Origin of the sequence: Flavivirga jejuensis (assembly GCF_030540765.1) — a bacterium.
In the GTDB taxonomy this organism is placed as follows: domain Bacteria; phylum Bacteroidota; class Bacteroidia; order Flavobacteriales; family Flavobacteriaceae; genus Flavivirga; species Flavivirga jejuensis.
Genome location: NZ_JAUOEL010000003.1, coordinates 678,806 through 694,532 on the forward strand (window position 1 = coordinate 678,806; position 15,727 = coordinate 694,532).

Annotated in this window: 13 protein-coding genes; 8 read left to right on the top strand and 5 right to left on the bottom strand. The window is 30.7% G+C overall.

Annotated elements, in window-relative coordinates; all coding sequences use genetic code 11:
- Position 1 precedes the first annotated feature (1 nt).
- Entirely contained in the window at positions 2-1,465 is a 1,464-nt protein-coding gene (locus Q4Q40_RS11440) for a glutamate synthase subunit beta (protein ID WP_303301929.1), read from the top strand.
- Between the two features lie 27 nt (positions 1,466-1,492).
- A complete protein-coding gene (locus Q4Q40_RS11445) occupies positions 1,493-2,125 on the top strand; it encodes a LysE family translocator (RefSeq protein ID WP_303301930.1) in 633 nt (210 codons plus the stop codon).
- 474 nt (positions 2,126-2,599) lie between these two features.
- Here Q4Q40_RS11445 and Q4Q40_RS11450 read toward each other — a convergent pair whose 3' ends face one another.
- From Q4Q40_RS11450 to Q4Q40_RS11470, 5 genes are all read right to left on the bottom strand, one after another.
- A complete protein-coding gene (locus Q4Q40_RS11450; RefSeq protein WP_303301931.1) occupies positions 2,600-4,105 on the bottom strand; it encodes a vWA domain-containing protein in 1,506 nt (501 codons plus the stop codon).
- 4 nt (positions 4,106-4,109) lie between these two features.
- A complete protein-coding gene (locus Q4Q40_RS11455) occupies positions 4,110-5,657 on the bottom strand; it encodes a M48 family metalloprotease (protein ID WP_303301932.1) in 1,548 nt (515 codons plus the stop codon).
- Between the two features lie 151 nt (positions 5,658-5,808).
- Positions 5,809-6,477, bottom strand: a complete 669-nt coding sequence (locus Q4Q40_RS11460; protein WP_303301933.1) for a response regulator transcription factor — start codon at positions 6,475-6,477, stop codon at positions 5,809-5,811.
- A gap of 11 nt (positions 6,478-6,488) precedes the next feature.
- Complete coding sequence (locus Q4Q40_RS11465; protein ID WP_303301934.1) at positions 6,489-8,435, bottom strand: tetratricopeptide repeat-containing sensor histidine kinase; 1,947 nt, start codon at positions 8,433-8,435, stop codon at positions 6,489-6,491.
- 100 nt (positions 8,436-8,535) lie between these two features.
- Complete coding sequence (locus Q4Q40_RS11470; protein ID WP_303301935.1) at positions 8,536-8,697, bottom strand: hypothetical protein; 162 nt, start codon at positions 8,695-8,697, stop codon at positions 8,536-8,538.
- A gap of 196 nt (positions 8,698-8,893) precedes the next feature.
- On the opposite strand from Q4Q40_RS11470, the gene Q4Q40_RS11475 reads away from it, so the two are divergent.
- The 6 genes from Q4Q40_RS11475 to Q4Q40_RS11500 all read left to right on the top strand — a co-directional run bounded on the left by Q4Q40_RS11475 (position 8,894) and on the right by Q4Q40_RS11500 (position 15,727).
- Complete coding sequence (locus Q4Q40_RS11475) at positions 8,894-9,631, top strand: hypothetical protein (protein ID WP_303301936.1); 738 nt, start codon at positions 8,894-8,896, stop codon at positions 9,629-9,631.
- Between the two features lie 14 nt (positions 9,632-9,645).
- Positions 9,646-10,770: a hypothetical protein gene (locus tag Q4Q40_RS11480; RefSeq protein WP_303301937.1), complete on the top strand. Its 1,125-nt coding sequence runs from the start codon at positions 9,646-9,648 to the stop codon at positions 10,768-10,770.
- A 522-nt stretch (positions 10,771-11,292) separates the two neighbouring features.
- Complete coding sequence (locus tag Q4Q40_RS11485) at positions 11,293-12,270, top strand: vWA domain-containing protein (RefSeq protein WP_303301938.1); 978 nt, start codon at positions 11,293-11,295, stop codon at positions 12,268-12,270.
- 56 nt (positions 12,271-12,326) lie between these two features.
- The gene (locus Q4Q40_RS11490) at positions 12,327-12,854 is read left to right on the top strand and encodes an outer membrane protein (RefSeq protein WP_303301939.1); all 528 of its coding nucleotides are present in this window, start codon (positions 12,327-12,329) and stop codon (positions 12,852-12,854) included.
- Between the two features lie 130 nt (positions 12,855-12,984).
- Positions 12,985-14,661, top strand: coding sequence for a hypothetical protein (locus Q4Q40_RS11495; protein ID WP_303301940.1), 1,677 nt, complete (start codon positions 12,985-12,987; stop codon positions 14,659-14,661).
- Between the two features lie 31 nt (positions 14,662-14,692).
- Complete coding sequence (locus tag Q4Q40_RS11500; protein ID WP_303301941.1) at positions 14,693-15,727, top strand: right-handed parallel beta-helix repeat-containing protein; 1,035 nt, start codon at positions 14,693-14,695, stop codon at positions 15,725-15,727.

Consider the following 15,727-nt stretch of genomic DNA (forward strand, 5'->3'; position numbering starts at 1 on the left):
CATGGGAAAAGTAACAGGATTTAAAGAATTTGAAAGACAAGATGAAACATACACGCCTGTAAAAGATCGTGTAAAACATTATAAAGAATTTACAGTTCCTTTAAGTGAAACTGAAATCACAAAACAAGGGTCTCGTTGTATGGATTGCGGAATTCCATTTTGCCATAGTGGTTGCCCTCTTGGTAATTTAATTCCAGATTTTAACCATATGGTACACCAAGGTGAATGGCAAAAAGCCTCATGGTTACTACATTCAACCAATAATTTTCCAGAATTTACAGGTCGCTTATGTCCTGCACCTTGTGAGAAATCGTGTGTGCTAGGTATTATTGAAGATCCTGTATCTATAGAAAATATAGAAAAAAATATTGTGGAGCGTGCCTTTAAAGAAGGTTGGATTAAACCACAACCTCCTAAAGTACGATCTGGTAAAACTATTGCCATAGTGGGATCTGGACCTGCTGGTTTAGCTGCAGCTCAACAATTAAACAGAGCAGGACATACTGTTACTGTTTTTGAAAGAGATGATGCTATTGGAGGCTTATTACGTTACGGTATTCCAAACTTTAAAATGGAAAAAGGGATCATTGATCGTCGTATCGCTATTTTGGAAGCAGAAGGCATTACGTTTAAAGTGAATGTGAATGTTGGTGTAAACTACGACGTAGACCAATTAAAAGCTTTTGATGCTGTTGTTCTATGTGGTGGCGCAACAGAAAGACGTAGCTTACCAACACCAGGTATTGATGCTGATGGTGTGGTGCAAGCCATGGATTTCCTAACACAACAAACGAAAGTATTATTTGGACAAGAAATTAAAGACCAAGTATTAGCAACAGATAAAAATGTTATTGTAATTGGTGGTGGTGATACAGGTTCAGATTGTGTAGGAACATCAAATCGTCACGGAGCAAAATCGGTAGTGAATTTTGAAATCATGCCTAAACCTCCTGGACACCGTTCGCCAACAACACCGTGGCCTTATTGGCCTTTACAGCTAAAAACATCGTCTTCTCATCAAGAAGGTGTCGAAAGGAACTGGTTAATTAATACTAAGGAATTTGTAACGGATAAAAACGGAAAACTGACTGCTTTAAAAACAGTTAAAGTTGAATGGAAAATGGTTCCTGGTCAACGTCCTCAGCTTATAGAAATTGAAGGCTCTGAAAAAACGTGGCCTTGCGATTTAGCATTATTAGCACTTGGTTTCACAGGTCCTGAAAGTACACTAGCCGATAAATTAGGCCTGGAAAAAGATGCACGCTCTAATTACAAAGCCGACTATGGAAAATACCAAACCAATGTTCCAAATATTTTTGCTGCTGGCGATATGCGTCGTGGACAATCTTTAATTGTTTGGGCAATTGCCGAAGGTAGAGAAGCTGCTCGTCAAGTAGATATTTATTTAATGGGTAAATCAAATTTACCGTCTAAAGATATGGCTGGTGATTTGGTTGGTTTGTAAATAAGCTTTACATAAAACCAAAAAATCATGTTTGGAATAATAAATTTTGAGGTTTTTTTAGTAGCAGGGATCATTTTAAATTTGACTCCTGGTACAGACACCATGTATATTTTGGGAAGAAGTATTTCTCAAGGAAAAAAAGCGGGTATTTTATCTGTTTTAGGAATTGCATCTGGTGCACTGGTTCATTGTCTTTTTGCTGCATTAGGACTCTCCATAATTCTTGCTAAATCTGCACTTGCCTTCGAAGTAGTTAAGTATGCTGGAGCAACATATTTGATTTTTTTAGGAATTAAAATGCTAATCTCTAAATCTAACGAAAAGTTTGAACTAAACGAAAAAAAGGAAAAACCAAATTACCGAAAAATTTATATCTCTGGAATTTTCACAAATATTCTCAATCCAAAAGTAGCCTTGTTTTTTCTTGCTTTTTTACCCCAATTTATTAATCCTCACTATACGCAAAGTCCAATCCCTTTCCTGATTCTTGGCTTAACTTTTGTCTCTACAGGAACGCTTTGGTGCTTAACTTTAGCGATCTTCTCTTCAAAATTATCGAATCGAATAAGACAAAACTATAAAATCAAAAAATGGTTAGATAAGATCACAGGAGGACTATTTATCTCACTAGGAATTAAATTAGCTTTGTCGAAAAAATAACAGCTATAGAATTAAGAGTAAATAACGTTCATTAAATATCCTATAATCGGGATATTACTGCAATAATGTTTATGAGATTTGGAATAAAACCAAGATATAACAAAATTTAGAAAAGAAAACTGGACAGCAATTAATATGTCTATTAACAAAAATGATTGTATTAAATCAAAAAACAATGTTGCTGAATAAAATTATTTTGCCACTTCTAACATAAACGCTTCCGCTTTTTCAACCATGTTTTTACTTCTGGAGATTTTGCCTAACGGACTATCTTTAATTGTTTAGGTAATTACAAAAGATAGAGAATCTACTCTTTAAGAAGATATCTACCTAATAAGTAAACCAAATTTACCATCTACAAATATAGGATACAACTGGCGATTTGGTCGGTTTGTAATAACATTATTATATTTATAATAATCCCTTTGCTTTTATTAGCAAAGGGATTATTTATTCTACTAAGACCACCTTAATCTATAAAGTATCTATTAATGTTTCTAGATTAAAGAATATTAATGAAAGGGAAGATGATGCGTTTTTATCCCAATTATTCGGATCTTTCTTAATATACTTAGCACATTTACTTAAACCAGACTCAATCGTATTACAAAGTCTTTCTTTATTTTTACTTTCTAATCCTAACTTAGAAAGTAAATCTTTATAATAAAATTCTTTTTCTTTAATAAACCCCATGAACTCATAGGCCAAAGCAAGACTTTCTCCATTTTGGATTTTTTTAAAATGTAATTCTAAATACTCCAAATCTGTTTTTAAAACTTTTTTAGTAAAATCAAAAAAATGAAGCATATCATTTTGCAGTAACAAAATTTGTTCTAGCACCCAATCTTTATCTTCAGCATCTGGTTGAAGGCTTAAATACTGTTCAAATTTTTCAATAGCTTGCAAGTGAAAATCATTTGCTTCATACATTAATGCTAAATTAAATAGCGCATTATAATCTTCTGGGCTTTCCATACAAAAATCTTCAAATAATTGCTGAGCTTTTCTATACACCTCTTCTTCAATAGCTTCTACCCCTGTTAAAAACTGATGTTCTCTTTCAAAATTTAAATTTGGAAGACTACTATTGGTTTTTGGGTAGTATACTTTAAAAAATTTGGTAAAAGCTCTGGTTAATTCAAATTCATTCTGTGTATTTAGATATTTCCCTCCTGTCTGACCCGCCAAGTATTGTAAATCTCGTTCTGCTGGCGACCCTGGCTTTATATCAAAACCTATTGTATAATATTTTATTGGAATAGTATTCCCTACAAGTGAATTTGTGTTTTGTGAAATACTATTAGAACTACTGGCCGTATTACTATTATTTGTTGTATTTGGATACCCGCCATTATTATTATTATTATTATTATTATTAGTAGTAGTAGTAGTGGTTCCTCCATTAATAGTAACCATTGTTGTTCCTGTCCCATATACTTCTTTAGGTCTTATTTGACCACAAGTTGCTACTCCATCACTTAAAACGATTAATTTAGATACATCTCCATCACCATAATTAGCACTATAATACTGCAATTTTTTTTTGGCAGAAATCACTGCTTCATGTAAAGGGGTTCCCCCTCCAGGTTTACCTATAGCGTTTAGCTGTTGTTGTACCATTTTATAATCACTACTAAATTTTAAGGTTTGTTGTTTCGTTGGGTCTTCTACACAACCACCTGAAAAGGTTAAAAAAGCCACTTGTTGGTTTTCACTGTCTCCCTTTAAAATAGAAGATGTTGCCTTTAATGCAGCTTCTTTTGCTTCCTCCCATTTAGTTTTGCCGCTTTTTCCTTTTAAACCCATACTTCCAGATTTATCAATAAGAAAAATAGTAGATGATTTGTTTACAATAGAGTCATTAACAATATTTTTTTGGCTAGAAAAGGCTGTAACATTATAGGATTCTTTATCTGGAACATATTCTATAAAAGAAAAAGTTATACTACATAAAATGCATAGTGCTATCAACTTTTTCATAGCTCTATTCTTTAAGTTTTCTCATATGCTTATCAAAAGATTCTTTACCAACTTCTAACTGGTAAAAATCTGTATTTGTATAAGTTGTACTTAATAAGTGATTGATATCTCCAAGCCTTTTTATAACAAGAGGGTGCGATGTGTATACAGTTTCTAAAATACTCTTTACCAATACACCCATACCATCTTCACCCAAATCATCGTAATCTGTCGTGCCTAAATCTGTTTCAATATTGTTTACCATACCTAATGTAGAAGTAAAAACTTTATTCATAAATTTCTGGTTTCCTGTATTTTCCATCATAATTTTCCAGAAACTCGCTGCTTCTCTTGGATCGTAACCAGCTTCTAACATATAATAAAGACCAACTCTATCAGATTGTGTTTCATTCTTTTTATTAAATAAACTCATAACCGTTTCGGGAGTGGTGTATTCTAAAGTTGTATTTAAAGCGTTACCAACTAAAGTCCCTTCCATATTTATTTTCTTTTTAAAGGTTTTTTTTAACCATTTAGAAGTTTTCTCACCTAAATTACTATTAGTAAATCTGGTTGTTTTATACTTTCTTATCCCATGCTCGTATGTAACATGAGCAATTTCATGTCCTAATACAGTAGCAATTTGTGCTTCATTTTCCATAAGTCTTAGTAATCCTGTATGAATGAATATCATTCCATTAGGTAAAGCAGAAGCATTTGGCACATCGCTTTCGATAACATAAAATCTAAAAATCACTTCATGTTCTTCAGAAAAACTTTCTTCTTTAGCGTAAGTAGGTAATATACGATTCCCTATCATGTTAATGTAGCCTTGAACACGGATATCATCTAATAACTTAAATTCTAAATTTCCCAACTTTATAGTACCATTATGTAAACCATTAGCAGCTTTAAACACATCTGCTGGTATATTTTTGAATTGATTGAGATTAGAGGCATTAAAATCTTTAGATAAGTTTAGCATGTATTCCTGGTCTACTTTGCCATGGGTGTTTTTACAAACCTCTATTTCAGATGCCATATATACGCCATCACCATTTTGTTCTCCATAAACGGTTAAAAAACTTCCTAATTGAAGTTCATCAAAACCTAAAAAGCTTCTTCCCTTACTACAAGCACAATCAGACCCTCCATTACATTTAATAATAGTTTTATCGGTTAATGCAACTTTTCTTCCATCTATAACAGCTGTGTCTCCTTCATAAGATTCGATCACGCCCTCAAACTTTTTAACCTCTCCATATTCATCCTTATTTAATAGTATTTTAGTTAACATTCTTTTCCTGTTTTCTATAACTACAGCAACATCTACAGTACTTCCTATTGAAATTCTTTCTTTAGCAATACGTTGTTTTTTCCCAAGTAAAAACTTGGTTTTTTCCGTTACATTAAAGACAAATTCCTCATCATCATAGTTAATGGTAATAGTTTCATAAGGTTCATTAAATTCAAAAACGGTTGTTTCTTTCCAGATTTCTTCTTTTTGTGCAGAAAGGTATTGGATGCATAAAAAGAGTACTCCATACCATAAAAGTTTTAAATTAGTTTTCATTTTAGATGTGTTATTTTGGTTAAAAAATAGTTTGTTAACAAACCTAATATCTAAGCCTTTTTTGTGGTTACGGGAAACCGTAAAAATGAAGATTTTTTTTACATACCAGAATACGTTTATACGAACCTATTTAGTATAAAAAACAATTGTATTAAATTAAACCTAAGTCTTTGGCATTAGCAACTAACTGTATGGTAGTCTTGGCCTTAAGCTCTTCCTTTAATCTATTTAACCTTTTTTCTATAGAACTTAAACTACTGGGAGAAATACTTTTTTCTTTTAAAATAACAGATATTTCTTCCTGAGTATTCCCTTTAGATAATTGGAGTAATAAGATAGTGTCAAATTCTTCTAATGTAAAAATTTCTTTTTTTCTTAAAGTTGCCGACAATTCTGCAGAAATAAAACGCTCTTTTTTCTTAGTAGCCTTTAGCGCATTAATCATACTTTTGACACTGTTTCTGCCTTTAAAAACATAAGCAGAAACACCATACCAATTCATTAGTTTTTTAATTACAGAAGGGCGCTCTTCAATAGAATATACAATAATAGGAATGTTATAATTTTGATCTCGTAATTTTTTAATTAATTGTTCTCCAGAAGATATGGTACTTTCCCTATAATCTTTTTTAAAAGAAAGATCTGTAATTAAAAGATCAAAAGGCTCCTGATCTTTCTCTGCTTTTATAAATTTTAAATAAGCGTTATCACAATATTGAGCTATGATTATATCTACTACCCCTACTTCTTGCTTCATTTTTACGGCAATGCCATGACTAATAGTATCAATATCTTCTACAAGGAGTATTTTTTTAAACATAACTGCGTCAATTAATAAGGGATTATAATGATAATTTTTGTTCCATGACCATTTTCAGAATCAAATTTAATTTTCCCATTAACACCAACAATACGGGAAACCGTATTATTGAGACCTACTCCAAATTTTTGTGCCGCATCCATGCCTATTCCATTATCTGTATAAGTAATGTGTAGTAGTTTCCCTTCTTTCTTAAAATCTATAGCAACCAAACTGGCCTCACTATGTTTTTTCATATTCACCATAAACTCTTTAAGGCTTCTATGAATGGCTACACATTTGTAGTCTGGTACTTTTTCCCATTCAAAGGTTTCCAAACCTTTAACTACTACTGTAGTTTCTGTATTGTAAAAAGCACCTAAAGTATCTTTAAGCTCTACTGCAAATGCTTTTCCTGTAGCAATTTCCCTGTGATCATGAGAAACTGTACGTGTATGCTTATAGATTTTTTCTAAACTATCTAAAAGATAAGGACTATTTGCATTAGGATTTTGCTCTATGCTAGCCATTAAGCCATAAATATCGTTTGAAAGTTCGTCATGCAGGCGTTTACTAATCTGTTTCTCTGTTTTATAGATTTCTTTTAATTTCTCTTTTTTATAATGCTGCCGCAAAGCATAATACAAAGACACCCCACTTATTAATAAGAAACCACTAAGAGATAAATACAATATCTTTTGTGCTTTTTGAGTTGCTAATGCTGCTTTTTCTTCTGCTGATTCCCTTTGCAGCTGTAATATTTGTGCTTTTTCTTCCTGATCATCATAACGCATTTTAGCAAACTTCGTTTTTACTTTAAGCTCCAGTTGGTAAAGGCTGTCTTTTAAAAAAATATAACGGTCTTTAAAAGCTATCCTTTTTGGATGTAACTTCATTAAAAGTTGCAGAGCGTCGGTTTCTGCCCTAGGGTTTTTTATTTTTTTAGCTAATTGTATCATGGTATCTAGATACTGACTCGCTTTTTTAGGGTTTTGTGCCGCATAATATTCTGCTAAATAGTTATAACTATTGACCTGACCTAGTTTATCTTTTTTACTTTTACGAATACTAAGTGCCTCTAAAAACGTAGGAAGCACCTCTTTTTTACCATTACACCATTGTGCATAACTTAAATTATGTAATATTCTGGCATAACGTGTAGAACCTTTTTGTAACAAAGAATCTAATAGCAATTCTTGTAATAAATTAATGGCAATATTATATTTTCCTTGTTCTATATATAAAAAAGCTAAATTGTTTTGATAACTGATGATATCACTTTTAGTATCTGTAATTGCTATAGCTTTTTTATAATATTTAATAGCGTCTGTGTAATTTAGTAATTTAAGATTGTTTGTTGCTAGCTCATTATATGTTGAAGCTAAATATTTTTTATTAGAACTTTTATTTAAATATTGTAAAATCTCCACTAGGCTTTCTTTAGCTCCAAAAAAATTATTATGAAGGTTTTGTAATGCTGCTATATTTACTAAAATCTCTCCCGATCTTATAGTATCTCCAATAATAAGAAAGTTATTTTTAGCTTGATTGTAATAATAAAAGGCGCTATCAGGGATATTAACAAATTTGTCATAATAATAACCTAAATTAAAAACAGCTGTAGCTTTATAGTACTTATTATTAATTTCTTGGGATTGCCTTGCTAAAAAACGATTATAATAGAAAAAACTATCTTGTTGTTGTTTCTCTATATGTATAACCCCTTTTTTGGAAATAATGGCTAAAGCTAAAGAATCTATAGGCATTTGTTGTGAAATGTAGAATGCACTATCAATATAAGCGGCTCTATCTTTTAACTTATTAGATTTATTTTTGCTTAATTCTAATAATTGATAGGATCTACTTTTTGGTATAGAAGCATTATTTTTTATGCATCCAAATACAAACAATACTATTATAATACTAACAAAAAGCTTTTGAATTGTAGTGCGGTTTAACATTTTATATATATCACTCATAATGAAACACTTAAAAAATAACAGGGTAAAACTAATAAAAAAAGTCATACAATTAAATATGACTTTTAGATTACAATATGTATAGGGTAAAAATTACAAATTAATCACCTGTAGGATGAACTATAACTTTTTCATCACCTCCTTCAATACTTTTTAAATTTTCTGTATCTACATTATCTGTATCTAAATCTGTTTTGGTACAAGACGTTACAGTTGAAGTTAATAAAATTCCCATGCATACTAATTTTGCTAAATTTTTCATAATGTTAAAATTTTAAATGTTATTAATTTGCGGTTAAAAAAATTTGGGACGTTTTATGCACTTGTTGAAGCTTAAACCGGTGTGCTTTAGAAGTACACTTCAAAGGAACAAGGAAGAGAAACAAAAGCTCTGTCATGACCGTCACGGAGATTGTGACGTGTTTTCTTACGATAAATTTTTTAAGTACATTTGATGCATGCCAATTACAAAACTCACAGAAAAATACCTGCCCGCATTTATCTATATTACAGATCATATATTGACTGACGAGGATACTATTGATTATAAAAAAATAGCAGAAGAAGGCGTGGCTGCTAAAAAAGAAATTGATGCGCGTACCATAAAACGCGCTTTTGATCTTAGAGAAGAGCTGGCAAAAAATAAATTAGAACGAAAAATTTATAAACCTACTTTAAAAACTCTGAATGTACTTTGTGCCTATTATTTTGAAAACCCCGAAGAGAAATTTTTAAAATTCGCTAAAGATTACCGCGAAAAAATAGCAAAATATTATAAAAAGCATAGCCCTAAAACAGTTGTAATACAAGCTGTGTTTAATACAAAACCAGAAAAAATACAGTTTTTAGAACAGCAACAAGACCAATATAACCAGCTTAAAGATACTGTAGAGAAGCAACCTTTAGATACTTTGGTAGCCTCTATGGAGCAAAAATTATTACTACGTTTTGAAGATTTACAGCAAAAAATGAATGATGATATGGCTATAAAAACCCGAATGATTGCACATTTAGAAATTAAAATAGAAGAATTGCAACGAAAACTAAAGCAGGCAAATTTTATGCATAGTACATTGGGGACTTTAGGCCTGTTTTTTGTTTCTATTAACTATGATTTAATGGATGCTGGAAGTATTTTTGAAGCATTTTTAGATGATTATGATGGGAATGATGATTTGTTAGATGATCTTATATAATATTTAATGGGATTATGGATTTAAAAACAGAGCGAAAAATAAAATTTTGGTTAACTACTATTTCTAAAGTTTTAGTGATTGCATTAGTACTTTTTAAACTTATTGATATTTTGTTTGACAAAAAAGATACGACTTCATTAGAAAAAGAAACCTTAACAGCAATCCCTAAAGAAAAACAACCTAAAGATTCTGTATTCAAAAAAGAACCTATAGCTAAACAGCAAAAAACACCTAGCATACAAATACCAAATAAAAAAATAGAAGATCAAAAAAATACGGTTACAACAAGGGCTACTAGTCTTGTATATGCAAAACTACATTTGGTAGAAGATAGTTTTATATGGCTAGAAGATAAGCGTAAGTTTGTTTTAAAATTAGCAAATACAACTGCTGCTCTGGCGGAAAATGTAACGATAAATGTCGTTTTAATCTATGAAAAAGAGCAACAAAGTATTCCCTTAAAACAAGAAGCTTCTGTTGATGCCTATGGTGTGTTAAATATAGATTTTGTAGCCTCTAATCTATTGCATACTACTTTGCCAAAAACTATTATGCTGTGCATTAACCACGAAAGTAAAAATGCAAAACAAAAAAATTGGTATAAGTACCTATTAGGAAATAAAGTAGCTGGTTCTGGTGCAATTGAAACAAGATCTGTAATTTATAAAACCCTTTCTGTTTCAGATGGCATCTATACCAATACGTCACCAAATTGCATTGCACCAGCTAAAAGCTCTAATAAAGTTAATACTACAAAGGATAATGATATTGCTTTAGAAAATATTAAATCTAGCACACAGTTGTTTTTAAGAGGTTTAAATAACAAATCAGAAATCACCATTAAAAATACAACTACGGCTAAACTCTATACACAACTTTCTTTTGTAGATTCTAACAAATACAGTTATGGTTTCAGCAATAAAATTGAAATTATCTCGCATACTAAAAATACTGCTATAGTAAAACTTTTTTTAACTGAAAAGGGACGAGATACTTACTTAAAGCAACAAGCTTCCTATGATGTAGAAAACAGCTCTAAAAAAGTGAGCGATTTCTTTAATTTTTTAAACCGTAAAGGGAGCTATTGGGAAGGTCGATTGGTCAACCAAAATAGTATTTGGAAATTTGATGTCTATTAAATTTACAATCCTTAACACAAACAAATTCTTAGTTTTTAAATTTAGAACTGAGTTAAAAACAATCCATGATACTTGTTTCGTTAAACTTGGATTAAATATGTATTTTACCGTTTTTTTTATTCCTTTTATCTTTTTTTCGTTATAAAAAAACCTTCATTATGGCAACCCGTAAGGAAGTATATTGTATTGAAATTATTTTTGTTGTGAACATAATGAAAATACAAAATGAAAAAAATATACTTTATCCTTATCGCTATACTTACCCTAGCTTATTCAAAAGTTAATGCTACTAATGATTATATTTTACCTAATAATAATTTGTTAGCTGTAAATGAATCTACAGTGACAAAATTAGCAACAAACAATTTCCTTGTCTGTTCTTATTGCATCAGGAGTTTCTCTAGCTTTTAGAGAAGCCGAAGCTGTTATTTTTCACAAAAAAAATCCTTCGCCTAAACAAATATTCTCTCTAATGTATTATATCTAATAGCTATTATTTAATCCATTAAACTAAAAAAAATTATGAAAAAAATCTATCTTTTAACAGTCTTAATAACGACTTTATTTGCTTGCTCATCAGATGATTCTAATGACTCATTACCAGAAGAAGCTTTCGAAAATCTAAATGATGTAACTACCACTAGTCTAGAAACAACCATCCCTCGATTAGAAATTTCACAATCAAATAATAATCTAATGGCTTTATTATCTGTTACCGATCAAGATGGAATTCCATTAGAACAATTTACATTAGGAAATTACGAAATTAAAATAACAGCTAGTGGAGAAGATCCAGTAATAATTAATCAAAATCAGATCACACTTTCCGAATTCAACAATACAAATACCGATCCTTTGGCTATGGCTACTACCATGGATTACTCTGGGAGTATGGACACTAATAACATCCAAGATATGGAAGCTGCACTGAAAAACTTTATTAACCTTAAAGATGATACCGATTTAATGTCTATAATTAAATTTGCAAGTTCTATAGAAGAAGTACAAGGTTTTACATCAAACAAATCATTACTTCAAACAGCAATAGATACTCAGGCTTATATTGGCTCCTATACTGCATTTTATGGTGCCTGCAACCTGGGTCTTGAAGAAATCAATAAACTTAGTGGGGTTTTACCCGTAGTAATAGGCTTTACTGATGGTTTTGATAATAATTCAACCATTTCATTGGATAATTTAATATTAAAATCTAAATCTTTAAACATACCTGTTTATACAGTTGGTTTTGGAAGCGCTAATCAATATAGTTTAGATTTTTTAGCAAATAAAACTGGTGGTCGGTTTTTCTACGCTCCAACAAGCGAAGACATTTCAAATCTTTATGAGATAATTAATCAACAATTAAGAAAGCTATATATATTAGAATGGGCGATCAGCTATCCTTCTGGCACAGTGTTAACAATAGAAATTAATACTAGTTATACATCTGCAAATGGTCCATTTACAGATGTATCAACAAAAACAATCACGATTCAATAATTTATATAACTATCCAAGTTTTCTTAAGAATAACAATTAAAACAAAAACGTAAAAAATGAAAAAAATCTATTTATTAGTCGTTCTATTTACTTCATTAATAAGCTCTAACATTAGCGCTCAAGGCATGACTGAAGCAGGGTCTTTAGGAGCAGGAGCACAATTTAACAGTCTTTTTTACGGTATTAGTGCTAAATATAACTTTACTGAAATTCATTCTGGAGAAATTGTTGTTGGTGGTGGAAATTATGGGTTCGGTGGAGATTTTAGTTCTTTTACCCTAACAGGCAGGTATTTATATAATTTTGACATAGGAAACGAAAATCTTAGACTTTATGGGTTTGGGCAAGTAGGTTTTTGGACAATAAAATATGATGGGTTTTCATTTTTTGGGGTCGCTACTCCTGATGTAAAAGAAACCTCTATAGCTTATGGTTTTGGCGGTGGCGCCGAATATGCATTTAGTGGTCTGGAACAGCTGGGGTTTAATGTAGAGATTGGTTATGGTGGCGGTTCTTTTGGAACTGGTCTTGGGTATTCAGGAATAATCTTTGGAGCAGGGTTTCATTATTATTTCAATCTCTAATAAACTATCATTTTATTTAATAAAATAGTTTTTTGAATTAGTTACTAATTAGGTAAGACTGTTTACAAATTGATTTGCTAACAGTCTTACCAATTATTAAGTGAAATAAATTTTTTAAAACTAACAAGAAATGCATAAAACCAATGTTTTATTAGTCATATTATGTAGTTTGCAAGTATTTGCACAAAATAGTTTTGATACAAAAATAAGTAAAACTCAAAAGCTATTAAATTCTGTAGAAACAGGAAAACACATATTTAGACAAGATATTAAATTAGTATCAGACGGACTATTAGTTTACACATTTCATCAAGAAGATTTAAAAGGAAAAGGGAAAGAGATTACATATCGTTTTAGTCTTTCAGATATAGACCAAAATACAGTGAGATCCATCACCAATAAAGATCTTATAAAAGTGCAACTTTTAGTTGCTGGCAAACAAAAGCTCATTCAGGTTATTTCTGATGGCGGTGACAAAATTACTTATACTAATGAGCTCTCATTTTATGCCAAAAACTCGAATAACGGAAATGATATTGAACAATCAATAAAGGCTCTTATTCCAGAAGCTGTTGCTTTAGAAGAGAAACGCCTATCATTAAACTCTTATGATGATCATTTAAAATGGTTATCAGAAAATATAACCGATGTCGAACTATCTAGTAAACAAGTGGTACAGAAATTGGAAATAGATTCAAAGTATAAAGGACATCTTTCTTTCAATCAATCCACTAATGTAAAAAGTAAAAGCATTTCTAAAGCGTATGAATTTAATTTGGCAACATTAAACCCAAATGCTTTGGAATATAAAATTTCTGGAGACGAACTCATAATTTCTATAGCAACAAGAAGAGGCATAAAAAGTATTAAATATATAGAAAATGGTGTACAAAAAAGCTATACAGATGCCGTAAAAATATACGCAAAGTCCATCATTAATGGAAAAGATCTAGCTAAAGTTTTAAAAGCTATTATTCCGTTGGCTGAAAAAACATTTAATAACCATAAACCTACAATAACATCTGCTTCTGAAATGATATCTTTTTTAAATAAAAATATTTCAGAAATAACAACTAGTGAAGAAACTTTAGCTCAAAGTTTAACTTTAAGCAAAAATGTCACCACATATAAATTAGTAGAAACACACCCTGATAAAACCATAGATTGCGAATACCAATTCAATTTTGCAGATATTAATGCTAATAATATAGACTATGGTACTAGTAAAGATCGATTGTTTGTGATTTTACCAGTTAAAAAATCGGTCAAATTTATAAGAAACTATAAAGACAATGAAATACAGAACTATATCAACAGCACTAAACTATACTTTAATACTATAGAAGATGCCATTATCGCAAAAAAAGTGCTTCAAGATTTAGTGAAACTGTTTGAAGAAAAAGTGAATGCTCAATCCTATAAATTCTCCTCTATAGATTCGTCTATATCAGATATAAAAAAACATTTAAGCAAAGTAATTATTGGAGAAGACACTTATGATGTATTTCTAGAATTAACCGATTCTGCAACAAATACACTTAAACTCACAACTGTATTTTCCAACCTTAAAAAAAGTAAAGAAACTATTTTAGAATTTAGTCCAAAAGATATTAATATTAAAAATATAGGAATTGTTGTATCTGGAAAAAGAGTGTGGACAGAACTTAATACCAAACATTTAGAAAAAATCATAAAAATGTATGTTGATGGTGAAATAAAACCCTATACCTACAAGGCAATAATCGAAGTCAAGGGTATTGAAAGTGCTAGGACTATAGTAGACATATTTAAAAATATTAAACAATAAACAACATTTAAAATAACTATTAATTAAAAAAATGAAAACAAAACAATTACTCTTAGGTGCCATCATGTTATTCACTTTTATATGTAGTGCACAAACAACAATTACGGTAGACAACTCTTTAGGGAGTAATGCCCAATATAGCGATTTGCAAAGCGCCATCAGTGCTGCAAGTAATGGTGATATTATTTATGTACAACCTTCAGAAATTAATTATGGTAATGTTACGGTAGATAAGCAACTAAAAATAATTGGATTTGGACATAGTGATCCTGACAAAGAAACTATGGTTAGTGATTTTATTTTAGGCGCGAATGCATCTAATGTTACAATTTCTGGATTTCATGTAACAGATGATATCTATACAAACAGCTCTACTATAATCACTAATTTAAATATCGAGAATAATATTATTGATAGTGTTTTGTCATTTGATTCCGCTGGCGGTGCAGATAATATTATTATTAGAGGTAATATTATTTATCAAATTGGATACGGAAGTACTTCTGCTACCAGAGATAATTATACAAACACTATTATTTCAAATAATATTATAACATATTACATTGGACTAAAAAATCATCAATCTATATCTATTAAAAACAACGTTTTTTTAAGTCCAAATGGCAATTACCCAGTATACAATGCAGGAAATACAACTGGAAGTATTACTCTACAGAATAACATTTTGTATTATAATTCCAGTAGCACATTAAATCCAGATGCTGATGGTGTTATATTCGAAAACTGCCTAACATATAATATTGGATCGGGAAGTGTAACAGCTTTAAACGGAACAAACAATTTAAACAACCAGAACCCTAATTTTGTTAGTGCTACTGATGACGTTTTTAATCCAGATACTGATGATTATCACCTTCAGGGAGGTTCACCTGCTATAGGAACAGGTGTTGGAGGTATAGATATCGGGATTTACGATGGTAGTGGATTTACTTTTAACAATTTTGGATATACAAATGGTATTCCTACTGTTAAAATAACAAACATTACTGATAGGGTTGCACCTGGAGCTACTTTAAGTGTAACTATTAGTACTAACGCTAATTAA